The sequence below is a fragment of the Pseudovibrio denitrificans JCM 12308 genome (assembly GCF_001310815.1).
Taxonomy (GTDB): domain Bacteria; phylum Pseudomonadota; class Alphaproteobacteria; order Rhizobiales; family Stappiaceae; genus Pseudovibrio; species Pseudovibrio denitrificans.
In genome coordinates, this window is the sequence record NZ_BAZK01000015.1 from 15657 (window position 1) to 32306 (window position 16650).

Annotated in this window: 12 protein-coding genes and 3 pseudogenes; 10 read left to right on the top strand and 5 right to left on the bottom strand. The window is 53.3% G+C overall.

The window, feature by feature from the left end; all coding sequences use genetic code 11:
• Positions 1-39: 39 nt before the first annotated feature.
• From JCM12308_RS18590 to JCM12308_RS18600, 3 genes and pseudogenes are all read left to right on the top strand, one after another.
• Complete coding sequence (locus JCM12308_RS18590) at positions 40-1068, top strand: ABC transporter permease (protein ID WP_008549905.1); 1029 nt, start codon at positions 40-42, stop codon at positions 1066-1068.
• A pseudogene (locus JCM12308_RS18595) lies at positions 1065-2236 on the top strand (ABC transporter permease). Before JCM12308_RS18590 ends, JCM12308_RS18595 begins: the two are co-directional and overlap by 4 nt.
• Positions 2237-2253: 17 nt before the next feature.
• Positions 2254-2847: a class I SAM-dependent methyltransferase gene (locus tag JCM12308_RS18600; protein WP_054784720.1), complete on the top strand. Its 594-nt coding sequence runs from the start codon at positions 2254-2256 to the stop codon at positions 2845-2847.
• On the opposite strand, the gene JCM12308_RS18605 is transcribed toward JCM12308_RS18600, so the two are convergent.
• The 5 genes from JCM12308_RS18605 to JCM12308_RS18625 are packed head-to-tail and all read right to left on the bottom strand — an operon-like array spanning position 2822 to position 8474.
• Positions 2822-3673, bottom strand: coding sequence for a polysaccharide deacetylase family protein (locus tag JCM12308_RS18605; RefSeq protein WP_054784721.1), 852 nt, complete (start codon positions 3671-3673; stop codon positions 2822-2824). The two genes, JCM12308_RS18600 and JCM12308_RS18605, sit on opposite strands and share 26 nt — an antisense overlap.
• A complete protein-coding gene (locus JCM12308_RS18610; protein WP_054784764.1) occupies positions 3663-4862 on the bottom strand; it encodes a glycosyltransferase family protein in 1200 nt (399 codons plus the stop codon). Before JCM12308_RS18610 ends, JCM12308_RS18605 begins: the two co-directional genes overlap by 11 nt.
• Complete coding sequence (locus JCM12308_RS18615; protein ID WP_054784722.1) at positions 4862-5992, bottom strand: glycosyltransferase family 4 protein; 1131 nt, start codon at positions 5990-5992, stop codon at positions 4862-4864. The genes JCM12308_RS18610 and JCM12308_RS18615 overlap by 1 nt, the downstream gene beginning before the upstream one ends.
• Complete coding sequence (locus tag JCM12308_RS18620; protein ID WP_054784723.1) at positions 5989-7230, bottom strand: glycosyltransferase family 4 protein; 1242 nt, start codon at positions 7228-7230, stop codon at positions 5989-5991. The genes JCM12308_RS18615 and JCM12308_RS18620 overlap by 4 nt, the downstream gene beginning before the upstream one ends.
• Positions 7231-7232: 2 nt before the next feature.
• A complete protein-coding gene (locus JCM12308_RS18625) occupies positions 7233-8474 on the bottom strand; it encodes a glycosyltransferase family protein (RefSeq protein WP_050773912.1) in 1242 nt (413 codons plus the stop codon).
• Between the two features lie 252 nt (positions 8475-8726).
• Here JCM12308_RS18625 and JCM12308_RS30445 point away from each other — a divergent pair, with 252 nt between their 5' ends.
• The 7 genes and pseudogenes from JCM12308_RS30445 (at position 8727) to JCM12308_RS18655 (ending at position 16639) form a co-directional block, all read left to right on the top strand.
• On the top strand, positions 8727-10004 hold the full coding sequence (locus tag JCM12308_RS30445) for an ABC transporter transmembrane domain-containing protein (RefSeq protein WP_208978751.1): 1278 nt from the start codon (positions 8727-8729) through the stop codon (positions 10002-10004).
• Positions 10005-10138: 134 nt separating this feature from the next.
• Positions 10139-11314 (top strand): P-loop NTPase family protein, encoded by a 1176-nt coding sequence (locus JCM12308_RS30450; RefSeq protein ID WP_208978752.1) that lies wholly within the window; start codon positions 10139-10141, stop codon positions 11312-11314.
• A gap of 100 nt (positions 11315-11414) precedes the next feature.
• The gene (locus tag JCM12308_RS18635; protein WP_174519203.1) at positions 11415-11855 is read left to right on the top strand and encodes a cyclic nucleotide-binding domain-containing protein; all 441 of its coding nucleotides are present in this window, start codon (positions 11415-11417) and stop codon (positions 11853-11855) included.
• Between the two features lie 13 nt (positions 11856-11868).
• On the top strand, positions 11869-12690 hold the full coding sequence (locus tag JCM12308_RS18640) for an MBL fold metallo-hydrolase (RefSeq protein WP_008550062.1): 822 nt from the start codon (positions 11869-11871) through the stop codon (positions 12688-12690).
• Positions 12691-12852: 162 nt separating this feature from the next.
• The gene (locus JCM12308_RS18645) at positions 12853-14184 is read left to right on the top strand and encodes an adenylate/guanylate cyclase domain-containing protein (RefSeq protein ID WP_208978753.1); all 1332 of its coding nucleotides are present in this window, start codon (positions 12853-12855) and stop codon (positions 14182-14184) included.
• Positions 14185-14355: 171 nt separating this feature from the next.
• Positions 14356-15121 (top strand): annotated as a pseudogene (locus tag JCM12308_RS18650) (SDR family NAD(P)-dependent oxidoreductase).
• Between the two features lie 179 nt (positions 15122-15300).
• Positions 15301-16639, top strand: a pseudogene (locus JCM12308_RS18655) (NAD(P)/FAD-dependent oxidoreductase).
• Positions 16640-16650 lie beyond the last annotated feature (11 nt).

Here is a 16650-nt window from a genome sequence, read left to right on the forward strand (position 1 = left end):
CTTCACCCACGAGTGGTGTGAGAGAAGAAAGGGAAGCGGGTGCTCAACTACATCCTGCGGCGGCTTCTGGTGATGATACCAACGCTTGCCGCCATCAGTTTCCTCATCTTCTTCATCATCGAGCTGCCGGAAGGGGATTACATTTCCAACCAGATTTCCATGCTGCGATCAACTGGAGAGAGCGCGTCTATTGGCAGGCTTGAGTTTCTCCGTAAAGAGTTCGCCTTAGATCGCCCCTTTGTTGAGCGCTACGGCATATGGGTCGGCCTCTGGCCTGGACCCAATGGGTTTGATGGGCTCATCCAAGGCAACTGGGGCTGGTCGTTTGAGTATGATCAGCCAGTGGGGGAGGTCGTTGGTCCAACATTACCACTCACAATTGCTCTCAATCTCGCAACCATCCTCTTCATCTACTGCGTTGCTTTTCCAATCGGTATCTACTCGGCAACACACCAATACTCCGTTGGCGACTACTCGTTCACCCTCATCGGATATCTCGGTCTCGCCACACCCAACTTCCTGCTCGCTCTCGTGCTCATGTATTTGGCCAACAGCTGGTTTGGCCTGACTGTCGGCGGCATCATGGAAGAGCGTTACATCGGCGAACCCATGAGCGGTGGCAAAGCGCTCTCCATTGTCGCTCACCTTGTTGTTCCGGTGATCGTCATTGGCACGTCAGGCACAGCAGCCATGATCCGCCGTTTGCGCGCAAACCTACTCGATGAGCTCTTTAAGCAGTACGTTACCACCGCCCGCTCCAAGGGCATGCGAGAAAGCAAGCTCCTCGTTAAGTACCCGCTCCGCGTAGCCCTCAATCCATTCATCGCAGATATCGGTAATCTGATCCCATCATTGGTCTCAGGCTCTGTGATCGTTTCCGTCGTTCTGAACCTGCCAACAGTTGGTCCGGTTCTTTTGGGCGCACTGCAATCGCAAGATCAGTTCCTTGCTGGTTTCATCCTTCTCTTTGTTTCCATTCTCACTCTCATTGGCATGCTGGTCTCTGATGTTCTGCTTGGGTATCTCGACCCGCGCATCCGCCTCGGCAAGGAGGGGGTCAGACAATGAACCAGGGAGATCGCGGAGAAGACAAGGTAGAGCACTACGTCAATCCTAAGGGCTTCGATCCCAAAGAAGTGGAGATCTTGACCAGAGAGCAGGAACGGTACTATCAGGCGCCTCAATGGAAAATCATCTGGTGGAAGTTCCGCAAACACAAGCTGGCTGTCGCGTCAGCATCGTGCTCTTCTTCTTCTATCTCTGCGTGCCATTTGCTGAAATCATTGCACCGTACCCCGTTGCCAAACGAAACGTAGACTTCCTCTTCGCACCACCTCAGGCCATCCATCTGTTCCACGAAGGCAAACTTGTCGGTCCCTTCGTTTACGGGCTAAACCCTTCCGTCGATCTTGAGAACCTGAAGTGGATTTACGAAACTGACACCACCAAAGTGCAGAAACTCCGCTTTTTTTGTGAGGGAGAACCTTACAAATTCTGGGGCCTGTTCCCTGCTAAGTTCCACGTTGTTTGCCCTGCAAAAGACGGCACTCTCTTCATCGCTGGTACAGACAGGCTGGGGAGGGATCAGTACTCCGGCCTTGTCTACGGAGCACGCTTATCTCTCACCATCGGCCTTGTTGGCGTAAGCATATCGATGGTACTGGGAGTGTTGCTAGGCGGCCTTGCTGGGTTCTTTGGTGGTTGGATCGACAGCTCCATCCAACGTGTCATCGAGATCATGCGATCACTCCCCGAGCTACCCCTCTGGATGGCTCTATCTGCGGCTTTGCCTATCACGTGGTCGCCCGTCTGGATCTACTTCGGCCTGACGGTCATCTTGGGGCTGCTGGATTGGCCGGGGCTGGCCCGTGCAGTCAGATCCAAACTGCTCTCCTTGCGGGAAGAGGAGTATGCCAAAGCAGCAGCTCTCATGGGCGCCAGCCCAAGCCGCATCATCGTCAAACACTTGCTCCCCGGCTTCACCAGCCATCTGGTCGCCTCAGCAACTCTCTCTGTTCCCGCCATGATATTGGGGGAAACAGCACTGTCTTTCCTCAACCTTGGCCTCAGGCGACCTGCCGTTTCGTGGGGGGTGCTCCTCAATGAAGCCCAGAACATCTCGGTGGTCACCATATATCCGTGGTTGATGGCACCGGTTATTCCAATCATCATCGTGGTGCTTGCATTTAACTTCATGGGAGATGGGCTGCGCGACGCAGCGGACCCATACAAGTAGCTGGAGCCTCGGGTGTCATGGAAGAGCAATCAGAGGACTGGGACCGCCAGTACAAAGAAGGCCGCTGGCATTTTCTCAATGACATCAAAGAAGCTGCCCGCTACGGCATTCTCTCCGCATGGCTGAGCCAGACTGAGGCGAGCCGAAACGTACTGGACGTGGGCTGCGGTGAAGCAATCTTGTATCACTATCTCAAAGCTTCAGGTCTGCAGCACTATTGTGGCGTCGACCTTTCTGAAACCGCATTGAGCAAAGCCGAAGTGAACCCGGATGAGGCGCAGCTAGTTCAATCTGATCTGGAGAGTTTCTCTCCTAAATCCGGACAGACGTTTACAGCGATCATCTTCAATGAAGTACTTTATTTCTGCGAGGACCCGGAGCAGCAGCTCAAACGATATGCTGAGTTTTTGGAGCCTGACGGTGTCATCGCAATCTCCATGTACACACCCGCCCGCGAAAAGTCCGGGGCGCACAAATCACTCCAAAAGGTCTGGGCTGAAACAGACAAGGCCACGCACTGGCAAGTGCTGGATGATTTGGAATTGAACTCCCGCTCAAAGAACGTCGGCTGGAAGCTCCGCCTCGTTAAACCTGTCCGCTCGACTGGCTGAAGTCACGCTTAGCCTCTTCGAGCAACTCCTGAGAACTGAGCCAAACAGCAGCAGGGTGGGCAGAGGTTATCTTGAAAAATGCCTCCAAAAACTCAGAGCACCCTTCGCCATGATCCAGATGGTGGGTCAGCAACCCGATGGGCTCACTCGCATTGGTTTGCCGACGGCAGAGTTGAAGGTCCAACCGCTTCCGTGCTGCGTTCCAACCAATAAAACGCTCGTTCTTTTTCCATTTAATGATGTCTACGTGGCTTTGCAGGCGTGGCAATCGGAAATGGTTGATCCATGTGAACGCCGAGAGGCCATAATCACCTTGTTGCTGCAACAGTTGCACAGCACGCGGAGCAATGCGGTTCCATGGCGGAACAAACAGCGGTACATAGCGCTCAGCAAACAAACTTTGCAGGACCTCTTTACCTTCCAAAAGTTCCTTCTCCATTTCCAAAGCAGTCCGCCGCCATCCAAACTCACTGGCTTTCTCACCGCGAGATTTATCCTGATAGTTCTTATGCTGCCAACCGTGATGAAGAACCTGAACGGTGTGTGTGCTTGTAAGCCGCTGAGCCAAAGTCTCTGTCGCAAACTTAGGGATAACTGCAAGCGAAAGCGGAACATCGAACCGCTCAGAAAAGCCAATCAACTCGTCCAGTTCGGGCGTAGGAGAAACTGCATCATCATCGCGCCACCAGAACCTGATAGGGCGCCCACGCTCTGCAAACCAATCCAGATGTTGAGTGAGTGCCTGCTCAAAATACTCCTGATCCCTATCTGTGGCTTTGTCCTTTGATGGGGCGGAAACAACAACTGCAGCAGGGCTAGAGGTCACGAGAAACGTTCCTTTCCCAGATGATCCCTACAGTACTGTCCAAAGCCGTCTCCATACCAAGATCAGCAGCGAGTATCTGCGCCGAAATCTCCGCGCCATTCAGTGCCACATGCAAATCAGGGGCGGGAAGTCCAAGCGCTTTTTGAGCCGCCTGCGCAAGCGTGTTGGGACTGAGAACCTTCTCTGGCACGGCCACTGCTCTACGGTGTTTCATCAGGCTGATAGCCCGCTGTGTCTGTTCCGTCTCCGCTTCCTGCGCAAAGGGCACCAGCACCGATGGAATGCCTGCACGCAGGATATCGACCACCGTGTTGTAGCCAGCTTGCGAAATGGAGAGTTTGGCGTTCTTCAAAAGAGCAGGGAAGTCCTTACGCGCCCGCTCAATAATCAGCTCAGAGGACGAATGCCGCGAAAGCTGCTGAAATTCTGCCTCGGAAATGTCATGCCCCACCAGCACCCGCCATTTGGGTGTTTTGTTCGGAGGCATGTGGTTGGGAGCTGAAAGCGCAGCCCGCAGCAAAGCAGAGCCCACAGCGCCGCCGCCGCAGGAAACGATCACCTCATCAGTCCCATCCGCTGAGGTCGCCTCTGTTGAGCGATCATCGCTAATGTAACCTGTGTACCGAACATGCGAACTGACCCGATAAGCAAAGGGGAAGCTGTCGCCCAGTGTGATGAGCTGCGGGTCTGAGTGGACAAGAATGCGGTCGTAAAAGGCCGTGGCCTGCGAGGCCATCCACTCTTCCTTCCAGGCCTCATCCTTGCGCACCAGAATATCGCGCACGGAACAGACCACCCACGGCGGAGACGACTTGGTGCCAGCACACTCCAAAAGCCGGGTCATTTCGGCAGCAAACATACGCCTTCCAAACGGGTAGGTCTCAGTGATCAGCAGATCAAAATGCTCAGAGGAAAAGGCTGATAGTGTTGCCGCAATACGCTTCTCCCACCATGCTTCATCGATTGGATTGTCATGCTCGTCCAGCAGCACATCAAACTTGGCACTGGCCGCACGAACTGCAGGCAACTGCACCACAGACAGTCCACCACAGTCCAGTGTTGCAGGAATGCGGTTGCCGGTAGCGAGTGTCACGGCAATGCCCTGCCGGACCAGCGCTTTCGCCAGCGCAACAGCCCTCACAATATGGCCGGAGCCAAGTAGATGCTGAACATGGATGAAGGCTTTCATCATCGGCCTCCGTGCACTCTCCGCTTAAACTGGTGATGCTCAAGGGCCGCATGGAGAACTTTATCCAACCCTCTGGCACCAGCTTCCAGACTGTGGTTCTTGTGAATGTTCTCTATGGCGGCAAGACCCATGTTCTCACGTTTATGCGGGTTTTTGATGAGAGACATCAGGTTCTGTGCCAATGCTGAGGCATCCCCTTCATCCGAAAGCAGACCGCTGGTGCCTTCCTCAACAATGTCAGGAACCCCAAACACGCGACCACCAACAACAGGCAGTCCGCAGGACTGGGCTTCCAGAAACACAAATCCAAAGGCTTCACGAATAGCGGGCCAGACGAACACGTCGTGAGAGCGATAAAGCCGTGGCATTTCCTGCCATGGGATCAAACCAACAAACTCAGTGCGTTCCGGATCAAACAAAGGCTCAATCTCACCGCGGGCAGGGCCATCTCCAGCGATTGTCAGGCGCCATGGCAGATCCGCAATCTGTTTCAGTGCAGCTGCAAGCACCATGTAAGAAAACTGCTTATCCCCCTCACGCATCATGCCAGCACAGAGCAAGCGTATCTTCCCGTCCGCAGACCCTTTGGTAACGCTGTGGCTGACTTCGAATTTCGCAGTCTCCAGAAAGGGAGGAAGTACCGTCAGAACATCATCATTCAACACTTCTTTCAGGCATTGAGCATCTGCATTGGTGAGCGCAACAACTTGGTTTGCCTGCGCTAGGGCGGCATCAGCGGCATTGAACCCGAGGGCCCAGTTGCCTGCCTGCCGCTTTGGCGCGCGGCTTGCCTCTACCACCACGTAAGGAATGTTGAACTTGGCGCAAAGGTAAGGACCAATCCAGTCTGGGGCTTTGTGATAGAGATGATAAGTGAGGAACACATCCGGCACGTCACCACGCTCAATCCAGCGTTCCGCGATTGCCTTGGCTTCGGTGATCGCAAGCTCTTTCACTTCCCGCGTAACATCTTCACCGCCCTCTGCCCTCCAACTGCGGAAGGTAGACGCCACATCTACTTCATGCCCTGCCAGCTGCAATGCCCGCACAATCAGACGACCCATGGTCCGATCCCCTGACGGCACAGGATGGTCGATTGGTTTCATGGGAGCGGTAAAAGCAACTTTCATGAGCAAGGCTCCAGGCTTCTTGAAAACTGTTCTTCCAGAAAATCCAGACCGGGCGAGGCACTGAAACGCTCATGCACACTGCGAAATGCGTTACTTCCAAGGCGATCGCGCTCTGCGGGTTGTGTAATCAGTGAGTGGAGTGCTTCCGAAAGGGAGGACACATCTTCTGGAGGGCACAACACTCCGGTTTCCCCGTTCTCAATGATTTCAGGCAGGGCTGACACCTCAGTCGAGATACAAGGCAGCGACATGGCTTGTGCTTCCATCACCACATTGGGTAATCCGTCCCGATCTCCTGATTTGGAGACACGGCAAGCCAGAGCAAAAATGTCTGCTTGTTGCATCTCGTCCAAAACCCGCGCCCGTGGTTGCGGCCCGAGCCATGAAATCCGGTCTTCCAAACCAAGGTGCTTGCCAAGGTCTTCTAAAGATTGAGACAACTCACCTCCACCAATATGCGTGAAGTGCCAGTTCAACTCTTTGGACAGTTCACTGAATGCACGCAGCAAGGTATCGTAGCCCTTCTTGTCCACCAGACGCCCCACGGAAATGATCTGAACACTGTCTTTTCCTGTTCCGTCTCGCAGGGTGGCAGGACGCGGAGCCTCAGGAAATCCGCAAAAATCTAGACCATGATAAACAAGGCTGATCTTGTCAGGCTCCGCGCAAAGAGATTGCAGATAAGCAAGGTTGGCTTTGGTGCAAGTCACCCCCCAATCGGCATCTGCCAGCTTTGTCTCAAGCTCCCACCGCTCCGTGGTCCAGATGTCCTTCGCATGGGCGGAAAACGACCACTTGCGACCAGAAAGCATGGCTGCGTAGCGTGCGACAGTGCAGGGGCTATGGAGGTAATGCGTGTGTATCCAGATAACGTCAGCGGGCAACTCATGAGCCATCACGCAAGCTTGCCCCCAACGGCGAAACCGCTCAGCATTCCTCTTGTGCTTCAGGTCATTCTCAAAGCAAGCTCTGGCCGCAGCATAAGTCGGCTGCCTCTTCGCCCAATCTAAGGCTCGCTTCACACGTGGAGGGTCGTCTTTCAGATACTCAGTCAGATAGAGCACACCTGCCGTAATCTTCTTATGTACGTCATGTACATAAGGATCATACGGGTGACGTAAGGCGACAATGAGCTGCTCGACACCTCGCTCCTGCAAGCCATAGATTTCTTGCGCAATGAACGTTTCAGAAAGACGCGGATACCCTTTGACCACAACTGCAATACGACCACTCTCCATCGCTACCCCGTCTTGCAAGTCAGTTTAGGATCAGCAGAAACATTCAATCTTTGCATCAAGGCCTGATCACTCATGCCAAGAATTTCAGCGGTTCTGAGATTGATCACATCAAGCCCGCCCAAATAGTTCTCTGAATGGGCGTGAGAAGGTGGGGCAATAAACGGAAGATTGGCGAGCGCCTTTACCATCAGTTCCACACTGGGGTAGGAGTCGATGGGCAGCATCTGCGCAAGTCCAAGTCGCTGGGCCTGCTCAGCACGAATGGCTTGTTCTCTGCGTGGCACAACACGTGGCACCAGCAAGGCTGGATTGTCGAAGGAAAGAACCTCACAAAAGGTGTTGTACCCACCCATGCCGATCACAGCCGTCGCATTGGCCATGTATGGCTCAATCTCTGGCGTAAAGCGCAGGATCTCAACATCGCGAAGATGCGAGGCACGAGTTGTAAAGGCCTCCACATCCGCCTTGCTCATGAATGGGCCGAGCACAATGAGGGCCGGGAAGAGTGGTCGCAACCGTGCTTCATAAGCACGCATCACCCAGTCCACCAGCTCAACGCCATCTCCGCCGCCACCGGGCGTCACCAACACATAAGGGGCACCATCAAACGGGGCTGTGAAATCCTGAGCTGAACTTGGCATTGACCGGCGCAGATAGCCGGTAAACAGCGTCTTTTGCATCACAGACTGGTCAAAGCCAAGTCCATCCAGCGGGTTGTTCATCACGGAGGGGCCGTAAACCCAGATCTCGTCATAAAGATCATTGAGGGCAGGGTAGGCCCGCTTGCGCAGCCATTCTTCTTTCAGCACCAACGGATCATCCATCACATCGCGAAGGCCCAGCACCAAGCGCGTCTTCTGCCCTTTCAGGTACTGAAGCGTAGGCAGAACCTCACTGCGCAGCCCAAGAGGCTCTTTGTCGACAATGAAGATATCCGGCTTAAACACCTTCGCAGTGTGCTCGATGATCGATGAGCGAATTGCGATCGTCTCGTTGATGTCCAGCTGCAGCGACAGGGAGGTGTACTCCCCGCTACGCAGCTTGATCACACCGGGTATGCGGACGAAATCAACGCGGGAGCGGAACTCAAAACTACCAATTATAGGGGAGCCGGAAAGGATGAGGACGGACATTTCCGGAAAGGAACCAACCAGAGATTGAGCGATTGTCCGGCATCGCCGCAGGTGGCCAAGGCCAAAGGTGTCGTGGCTGTAAATCAGAATTTTTGGCGTCATTACCGTCATGCGCTTCTTATTCCATCTGCTGCGCACAAACCTCAGCGTCAGATCATAGAAGTGGGGGAGGACCACCAGACAACAGCAAAACCAGTCCATCCGCTGATAGCGTCAGAACTGAACCCCAAAATCCAAGGGATGAGGAGGGTTTTGTGCCGTTTTTTTAAGATCTTGAAGCGTAAAGTTCCCCTGCGTCAGTTGAAGTGTAGATCGCATCGCCTCAGTTTGGGTTAGCCTGGCCTGAGCTTAATCGGAGTGGACATGGAAAAATCGCTTTTCCAATTCATCTGGAAGAACTCGGCCCGCTATCAAGTGGCGATTCTTCTAGTCACCTTATTGTCCTATCCGGTCAGTTACATCCTGCTGGATCTGCCTAAGACAATTACCAATGAAGCAATTCAGGGTAGCAATTTCCCGGTAGAGTTTTGGGGTGTCCAACTCGGGCAAATCGAGTACCTGGCGGTGCTGTGTATTTTGTTCTTGGTTCTTGTTGTCGTTAGCAACTGCATCAAACTCTACCTCAACATCTACAAGGGTAGATTGGGCGAGAGGATGCTACGCCAGTTGCGGTTTGAGCTGTTTCAGCGCGTACTCCGCTTCCGCCTGCCTCACTTTAAGAAGGTCAGCTCCGGCGAGATCATACCAATGATTACCGCTGAGGTCGAGGATGTAGGTGGTTTTGTTGGCGAGGCCTTCGCTCTGCCAGCCTATCAGGGCGGCATGTTGGTGGTGCAGGTTGGCTTCATTTTCATGCAGGATCCGCTGCTTGGTCTGGCCGCTATTTCGCTCTATCCGGTGCAGGGCTACATCATTCCCAAATTGCAGCAAAAGGTCGTGCGCCTGTCTCGCCAGCGCGTGAAGAATGTGCGCGTGATTGCAGACAAGGTTGGGGAGAGCATCTCTGGCATTTCAGAGATCCATAGCAACGACACCTCGGCGTGGCATTCTGCAGACCTTTCCGACAGGCTCTACCGCAACTTCCGCATTCGCTTCGATATCTACAATCGCAAGTATTTCATCAAGTTCGTCAATAACTTCATGAACCAGCTGACGCCGTTCTTCTTCTACTTCATCGGCGGTTATCTGGTCATCAAAGGTCAACTCAGCATTGGTGCGCTTATCGCGGTGATTGCAGCCTACAAAGATCTGGCGGGCCCATGGAAAGAGCTGCTAGCGTACTATCAAATGACCGCAGACGTTTCGGTCAAATACCAGACCGTCGTTGAGAACTTCGATCCACCAGATCTGTACGACAAGCAACGCCTCTTGGAAGACGAAACGCTACCGCTTTCCGGCCCGCTCACGCTCGATAAACTTGGCCTTTCAGGTGCAGGGACAGGTCAGGAGGTGCATGGCGTTTCACTTATTGTTGAACCGGGTAAACCTCTGGCTGTCACAGGCATAGATGGGTCAGGACGGGCCGAGCTGCTGCAAATGGCAGCGGGCTTGCTCAGTCCAACCTCTGGCTCGGTCAGTGTCAATCAAACCAGTTTTGAGAACCTGTCGGAATCCACGCTGGGCCGGCAAATCGCTACGTAGGCGGGCACCTTCATGTCTGGACCGGAACCATTCGCGACAACCTGTTTTACGGCCTGCGCCACAGACCGCAAGAAACCATTGATTATGAAGGAAGTGACCTGAAGAAGCGCCAGCGTCAGCTGCGGGAAGCGGAGATGACGCTCAATCCCTTCTTCGATCTCAAGGCGCGCTGGGAAGACTTTGAGCAGGCAAACGCCAGCTCCATGCAGGAGCTGGAAGAAAGAGCCCTCGAACTCTGTAAAGTCGCAGGTTTCTCGCGAGATCTCTATCTTCTGGGTGTAGAGACGGTCATCGATCAGCGGTACTGCGAGGAAGTGAACTGCGAACTGGTGCCAAACCTGCTCGCCGCACGCAAAGCGTTCTGCGAGAAGATTAAGGGCGATGCGCGACTACAAAACCTGGTTGAGTTCTGGGATCCGGAAAAGTTCAACATGTCCGCCAATCTGGCGCAAAACCTTTTCTTTGCCAGCCCCAAAGAACACTTCATGACCATCGAACACGTCCCGACCGATCCGCAGATCTCAGCCTTCCTCAAGCAAACCGGTTTTGATGTGCTTCTGAGCGACATCGGGCTCAAAATCGCAACGACCATGGTGGAACTGTTTGCAGATGTTAGTGCAGATAGTGACCTGTTAAACAGATACTCCTTCATCAGCCGCGAAGATCTGCCAGAATTTGGTCGTATTGTGAATGAACAGAAAGGTGGCCAGCGTCGTAGACTGAAGGATGTCGATAGAGCGCGCCTCATCGCCCTTGCTCTCAAACTCATCCCCGCCAAGCACCGTCTTGGTGTTTTGGATGATGAGATGCGAGACAAGATCGTCGCCGCCCGTGCTCAGTTTATTGAGAGTGTTGGTAAGGACAACGAGCGCTTTGAGTTCTTTGATCCAGAGACATACCTGACTACGCTCAGCATTGAAGACAATCTGGTCTTTGGTCATGCAAGGTTGGACCGCCGAGATGCACGCCAGAAAATCCAACAGGTTCTGCAGGAACTGGTGCGCGAACGCGATCTCATCGTCCCGATCCGTCGTGCCGCGTTTGATTATCACGTGGGCGTGGCCGGTGCGAAGCTGTCCTCACACCAGCGCAGGTTGATATGTCTGGTCCGCGCATTGTTGAAAAACGCTCATATATATATTCTGGACGAGACAGCAAACAGTGCCAGTGCGACCGACAAAGAGCTGCGCACAGACCTTAAAAAGCTGATGTCAGATAAAATTTTCATGTTTGGAGTAAGTAATGAGACCGTCGCTGAGGAGTTTGAAACGGCGGTTCACCTAGAAAATGGGAGGGTTATCGAGAGATAGTCTTGGGAACTATGGTGAAACAAAGGCGAGATGGTGTGAGCTGTAACACAGATTGCTGGATTGAGTTCAGCTATGCTCATCAAGTTATTGGGAGGGAAATGTGACTATTGATGCTGAAGTCCAAGCTTTGAGCCGCGTCCCTCTCTTTGAAGGACTGGAACCGAGCAAACTTCGTCTCCTTGCGTTCATTAGTGATCGTATGGAGTTTCAGGACGGGGAACATTTGTGCCATCAGGGAGATGATGGCGACAGCGCATTTGTTGTCCTTTCTGGTGAAGTTGCTGTGTTTGTTGATGAAAATGAGGTTGCGCGGGTCGGACAATATGCCATCATTGGTGAGATTGCGATTTTGTGTGATGTACCAAGAACTGCCACGCTGCAGTCAGTTGGAACAACACATATCCTCGCAATATCTAAGGATGACTTTCTGAAACTCATCGCGGAGTTCCCGAAAGTCTCGTTGGAAATCATGCGTGTGTTGGCATTGCGATTGGAAAAGACGACCAGAGAACTAGCGCAGGCTCGGCCTGCGTCCACTTGAAAGGCCAGATTACTTGAACGAGTTTTCTCTTAAAATTTGGGGTGTTCGCGGTTCAACAGCTGCTGCTGGTCCCGAAACTCTTAGATACGGCGGAGAAACAACCTGCTTTGAAATACGGGCGGGGGACGTTCTGTTGATGGTCGACTGTGGGTCTGGTGCACGCAATTTGGGCAAGGAAATGATGAGAGGCCCACATCGCGACATCGACCTTCTCTTTACGCACACACATCTTGACCATATCTGTGGTCTGCCCTTCTTCGAGCCTGCCTACGATCCAAACTTCCGCATCCGGCTGACGGCAGGCCATTTCAGCGATCCCTGTGACCTGAAGGATATCATTTGCCGGATCATGTCCCCCCCAATTTTCCCGGTAGGAGCCAACACGTTATCTGCAGTTTCCTTTAAAAGTTTCAATGCAGGTGACACCCTGAAGAAAGACAATGGCCTGATAATCAAAACAGTTGCGCTAAACCATCCGGGCGGAGCCTGTGGCTACCGGATGGAGTACAATGGTAAGGCTATGTGCATCATCACAGATCACGAAATGGGGAGCGCTCATCACGACGCTGCTGTCCTAGATTTTATCCGTGATGCTGATGTTGTGATCCAGGATGGGATGTACACCTCAGCTGAATACCCTAAATATAAGGGTTGGGGACATTCCACATGGGAGCATGTGGTCGGAATATGCCAGCGCGCCAACGTGAAAACGCCCGTGATCTTTCATCACGATCCGCGGCGCACGGATGATGAACTGGACGAAATCGGTCTGGCCGCTCAACAGATGCATCCACGAGCTATCGTGGCTTCTGAGGGGATGGTCTTCAAACCATAAAGTTCACGCACCCGTCGCTCGCTGTTGATCTGATGAATTCGCGAGCAAACCAGCAACGCCAACAAAATGGCGTGACGGGAGAAAAGTGTGGCAGTTGGAAGTGGTCCAGAAAACTCCGATCCCTCAAAAAAACGCGGATCTGACAAAAAAACGAATGTGGACTTGAGCGAGAAATTCCACGGCATTTCCTACCAGAAAAAAGCTGAACCCTCCCTCTACCAGCAGATCAAACGCGGCGTCTTGGGTCCCAAAGCCCCGGAAGGGGATCTCCCACTGCGTGTCCGCCGCGAAGTTGCCCGTCAGGAAGCTGCCTCCGAACGCCTCATTGGTATCGTCCAGCTTGGCGTAATTATCTTCTTTGCGATCCTCTATGCGCTTGCCCCGCGCGCAGAAGGCACAATGGGCTTCAACTTTGTCCCCATCGCCTTTTCCTGCTATCTAGTTTTTACGCTCATCCGAATTTACGTCTCCTTCAAAACCATACTGCCGGTCTGGTATCTGGTCCTTTCCATTATGGCAGACGTGGCGCTTCTGGTTGGGCTGATCTTCTCCTTCCATATCCAATACGCCCAGCACCCGACCTTCTACCTCAAGGCCCCAACCTTGATGTACCTGTTCCTCTTCATCGCCTTGAGAGCATTACGTTTTGATCCAAGATACGTGATCCTCACCGGTGTTTTCGGTGCTTTGGGGTGGCTGGGACTGGTATTCTATGCCCTCACATATCAAGGCGGTTCCACGCTAATAACTCGCAATTACATCGAGTATCTAACTGGTGAAGCCGTGCTGATTGGTGCTGAGCTGGACAAGCTGATCATCATCCTCTCAGTGACGGCGTTGCTGGCTCTGTCGATCTTCCGAGCTCGCCGAACCTTCTTCTCCGCAATTCGTCAGAAGAATGCGGTGAAAGATCTGAGCCGCTTCTTCACCCCGGAAGTGGCCAGTTCCATTGTGGAATCTGAAAGCAGGCTCAAAGCTGGGACTGGCGAAATCAGAGATGTGGCCGTCTTGCTGGTCGACATCAGATCCTTCACCAAAACCGCTGCAAAGCTCCCGCCAGAAACCACGATGCGCGTGCTCAGCCTCTACCAAAAGAAGGCGGCCAAGGCGATTTTGGGAGAGGGAGGCAAGATCGATAAGTTTCTTGGTGACGGTATTCTCGCCACCTTTGGCGCTGTCTCCGATACCGAAACTTACGCTGCCGATGCATTGCGTGCAGGTGTTGAACTGGCCCATATTCTGGAAGAGGAAAGCGCTGATCTGGAAGCGGCCGGCTGGCCAATGAAGTTTGAAATCGGTGTTGGTGTCGCGGCAGGCCCTGTGAGTGTCGGTATCGTCGGGGTGCGGGATCGTCTGGAGTTCACAGTGATCGGCGATGCCGTCAACCGTGCGGCTAAGCTGGAGGCCGCTAACAAAGTGCAGGGCACCCGGTTCCTGACGGATGGAGCGACTTATTCCATGGCCCTACGACAAGGTATAAGGGAAATATGCTAGATTTAAAGTCCGAGTGTGTTGCAGGAATCACCGGAAAAGTAGACCTTGTGGCTTTGGCATGAGAATGATTTTCTCTTGCGACCCGCATAACAGCATTTTGCAGCTTTCAAAGAATTTTGGCGGGAGCTTTGAAAGACGCGGGGCAAACAAAATGAATCGGGATGGGATTCCATGCAACTTAACAATGAAATTGCAGCCGTAGTAACTGGCGGCTCATCAGGTCTTGGCGCGGCAACCGCACGGAAATTGGCCAGCCACGGCGTGAAAGTAACTCTTTTTGACGTGAACGAAGAAGCTGGTAATGCGCTTGCACAGGAAATCGGTGCTCAGTTTGTAAAAGTTGACGTCACCAGCGATGACAGCGTGAAAGCAGGTCTGGATGCAGCTGAAGCAGCGCACGGCCCAACGCGCATCCTCGTCAACTGCGCAGGTATCGCACCAGTTGCCAAAACCACGTCTCGTGGTGAACCGCACCCAATGGACATGTTCCAGACGGTGATCAACGTGAACCTTGTTGGCACGTTCCGCTGTACATCGTTTGCTGCAACACGCATGGCAAACCTTGACCCGCTTACAGAAGATGGTGAGCGCGGTGTGGTCATCTCAACCGCATCTGTCGCAGCGTTTGACGGTCAGATCGGTCAGGCAGCCTATGCAGCGTCCAAAGGTGGCATTGCAGCTCTGACACTGCCTGTTGCACGTGACCTGTCCAAATCCGGCATCCGTGTTATGACCATTGCACCGGGTATCTTTGAAACCCCAATGCTGCGCGGTCTTTCTCAGGAAGTGCAGGATTCTCTCGGTCAGCAGGTTCCATTCCCATCCGTCTGGGTCGTGGTGATGAATACGCACAGCTGGTTGAAGCAATCTGCACCAACCCAATGCTGAACGGCGAAACATCCGTCTGGATGGCGCGATCCGCATGGCTCCGCGTTAAGTTTTATGGCCTGAGAGCGTTTAACTCTCAGGCCAGCTTTTTGTCTTTGAAGACAAAACCTACCTATAAGGTCTAATCCAAAGGTCGACTAAGTGCTTAGGCACGCGCTCGTGCAGTGATATCTTAGTCCTGCTAAGTTCGTCAGATTGTAATTACAGATCTGATTCCTCGAGACCTTCATGGCGACCTATACCAGCTCCACCCCGCAGCAATTTTTTGGCAAGCTTCCTGAACAGACGGATGTTCTGATCATTGGCGGCGGCGTTATCGGCACCTGCACAGCTACTGGCTGGCACAAAAGGGTGTGAACGTGACCCTCTGCGAAAAAGGTCGCGTTGCTGGCGAGCAGTCCAGCCGAAACTGGGGTTGGGTGCGCCAACAGGGCAGGGATGCTGCTGAGCTCCCTATTTCCATGGAAAGCAATCGGCTCTGGCAGCAACTGATGAAGGAAACTGGCGAGGATCTCGCTTCCGCCAGCATGGTGTTTACTATCTGGCTGAGAAAGAAGAAGACCTCAAAGGCTATGAGAGTTTTCTGGAACTCGCCAAACAGCACCAGCTCGATACGCGGTTGCTGAGCAAAGACGAAATCTACGCTGAAATTCCGGGCAAACCTGGCAAATGGGTCGGCGGTATGGTCACCCCAAGTGATGGTCGTGCCGAGCCATGGGTCGCCGTACCTGCCATCGGGCGGGCTGCCGAGCGGAATGGTGCTGTTATCGTTGAGGACTGCGCAGTCAGAACACTGGAGTTTGAAGGCGGCAAGCTGACTGGTGCTGTGACGGAGAAAGGAATGATCAAAGCAGACCGCGTGTTGATTGCAGCCGGTGCATGGTCATCACTCTTCGCGCAAAACCTCGGTGTGTCCATGCCGCAGCTGTGCGTACGTGCAACTGTGGCAGCGACCAAAGCAGCGCCTGACCTCTTCAATGGGGATGCAGCAGACGGCACATTTGCGTTCCGCAAAAGAGTAGATGGCGGCTATACCCTTGCAGTGAGTGACATCCATGATCACTACATCGGTAAGGATTCTTTCCGCCACCTCTTCAAATGGCTTCCGGCAATCAAAGCATCTTTCAAAGGCATTACCTTTGGCATGAACGCGCCAAAGAACTATCCTGATGCCTGGAGCCACAAGCGGCGCTGGACAGGAGATGAAGTTACTCCGTTTGAGACATGCCGCGTCCTGAACCCCGATCCTAGCCCAAGAGCTTTGAAGCGTATTCAGGAACGTCTGGTCGATCGCTTCCCGCAGCTCAAAGATCTCCAGTTGGAAGAAAGTTGGGCCGGAATGATCGATGCTATGCCCGACTTTGTCCCAATCATGGATGAAGTGCCCACGCAACAAGGCGTCTTCATCGCAACCGGCTTCTCTGGCCATGGCTTCGGCATCGGACCCGCAGCTGGCCGCGTCATGGCGGATATGTTGATGGGCAAACCAGCAGGATATGACCTAACCCGCTTCCGCTACTCCCGTTTCTCCGATGGCTCCAAGATCGAGCTCGGACCGTTTATCTAAGTTTCTTGAGT

Coding starts and splice junctions, on each gene's coding strand:
- JCM12308_RS18600 (WP_054784720.1), top strand. CDS start 2,254: ATGGAAGAGCAATCAGAGGACTGGGACCGCCAGTACAAAGAAGGCCGC.
- JCM12308_RS18610 (WP_054784764.1), bottom strand. CDS start 4,862: ATGAAAGCCTTCATCCATGTTCAGCATCTACTTGGCTCCGGCCATATT.
- JCM12308_RS18615 (WP_054784722.1), bottom strand. CDS start 5,992: ATGAAAGTTGCTTTTACCGCTCCCATGAAACCAATCGACCATCCTGTG.
- JCM12308_RS18620 (WP_054784723.1), bottom strand. CDS start 7,230: ATGGAGAGTGGTCGTATTGCAGTTGTGGTCAAAGGGTATCCGCGTCTT.
- JCM12308_RS18625 (WP_050773912.1), bottom strand. CDS start 8,474: ATGACGGTAATGACGCCAAAAATTCTGATTTACAGCCACGACACCTTT.
- JCM12308_RS30445 (WP_208978751.1), top strand. CDS start 8,727: ATGGAAAAATCGCTTTTCCAATTCATCTGGAAGAACTCGGCCCGCTAT.
- JCM12308_RS30450 (WP_208978752.1), top strand. CDS start 10,139: ATGACGCTCAATCCCTTCTTCGATCTCAAGGCGCGCTGGGAAGACTTT.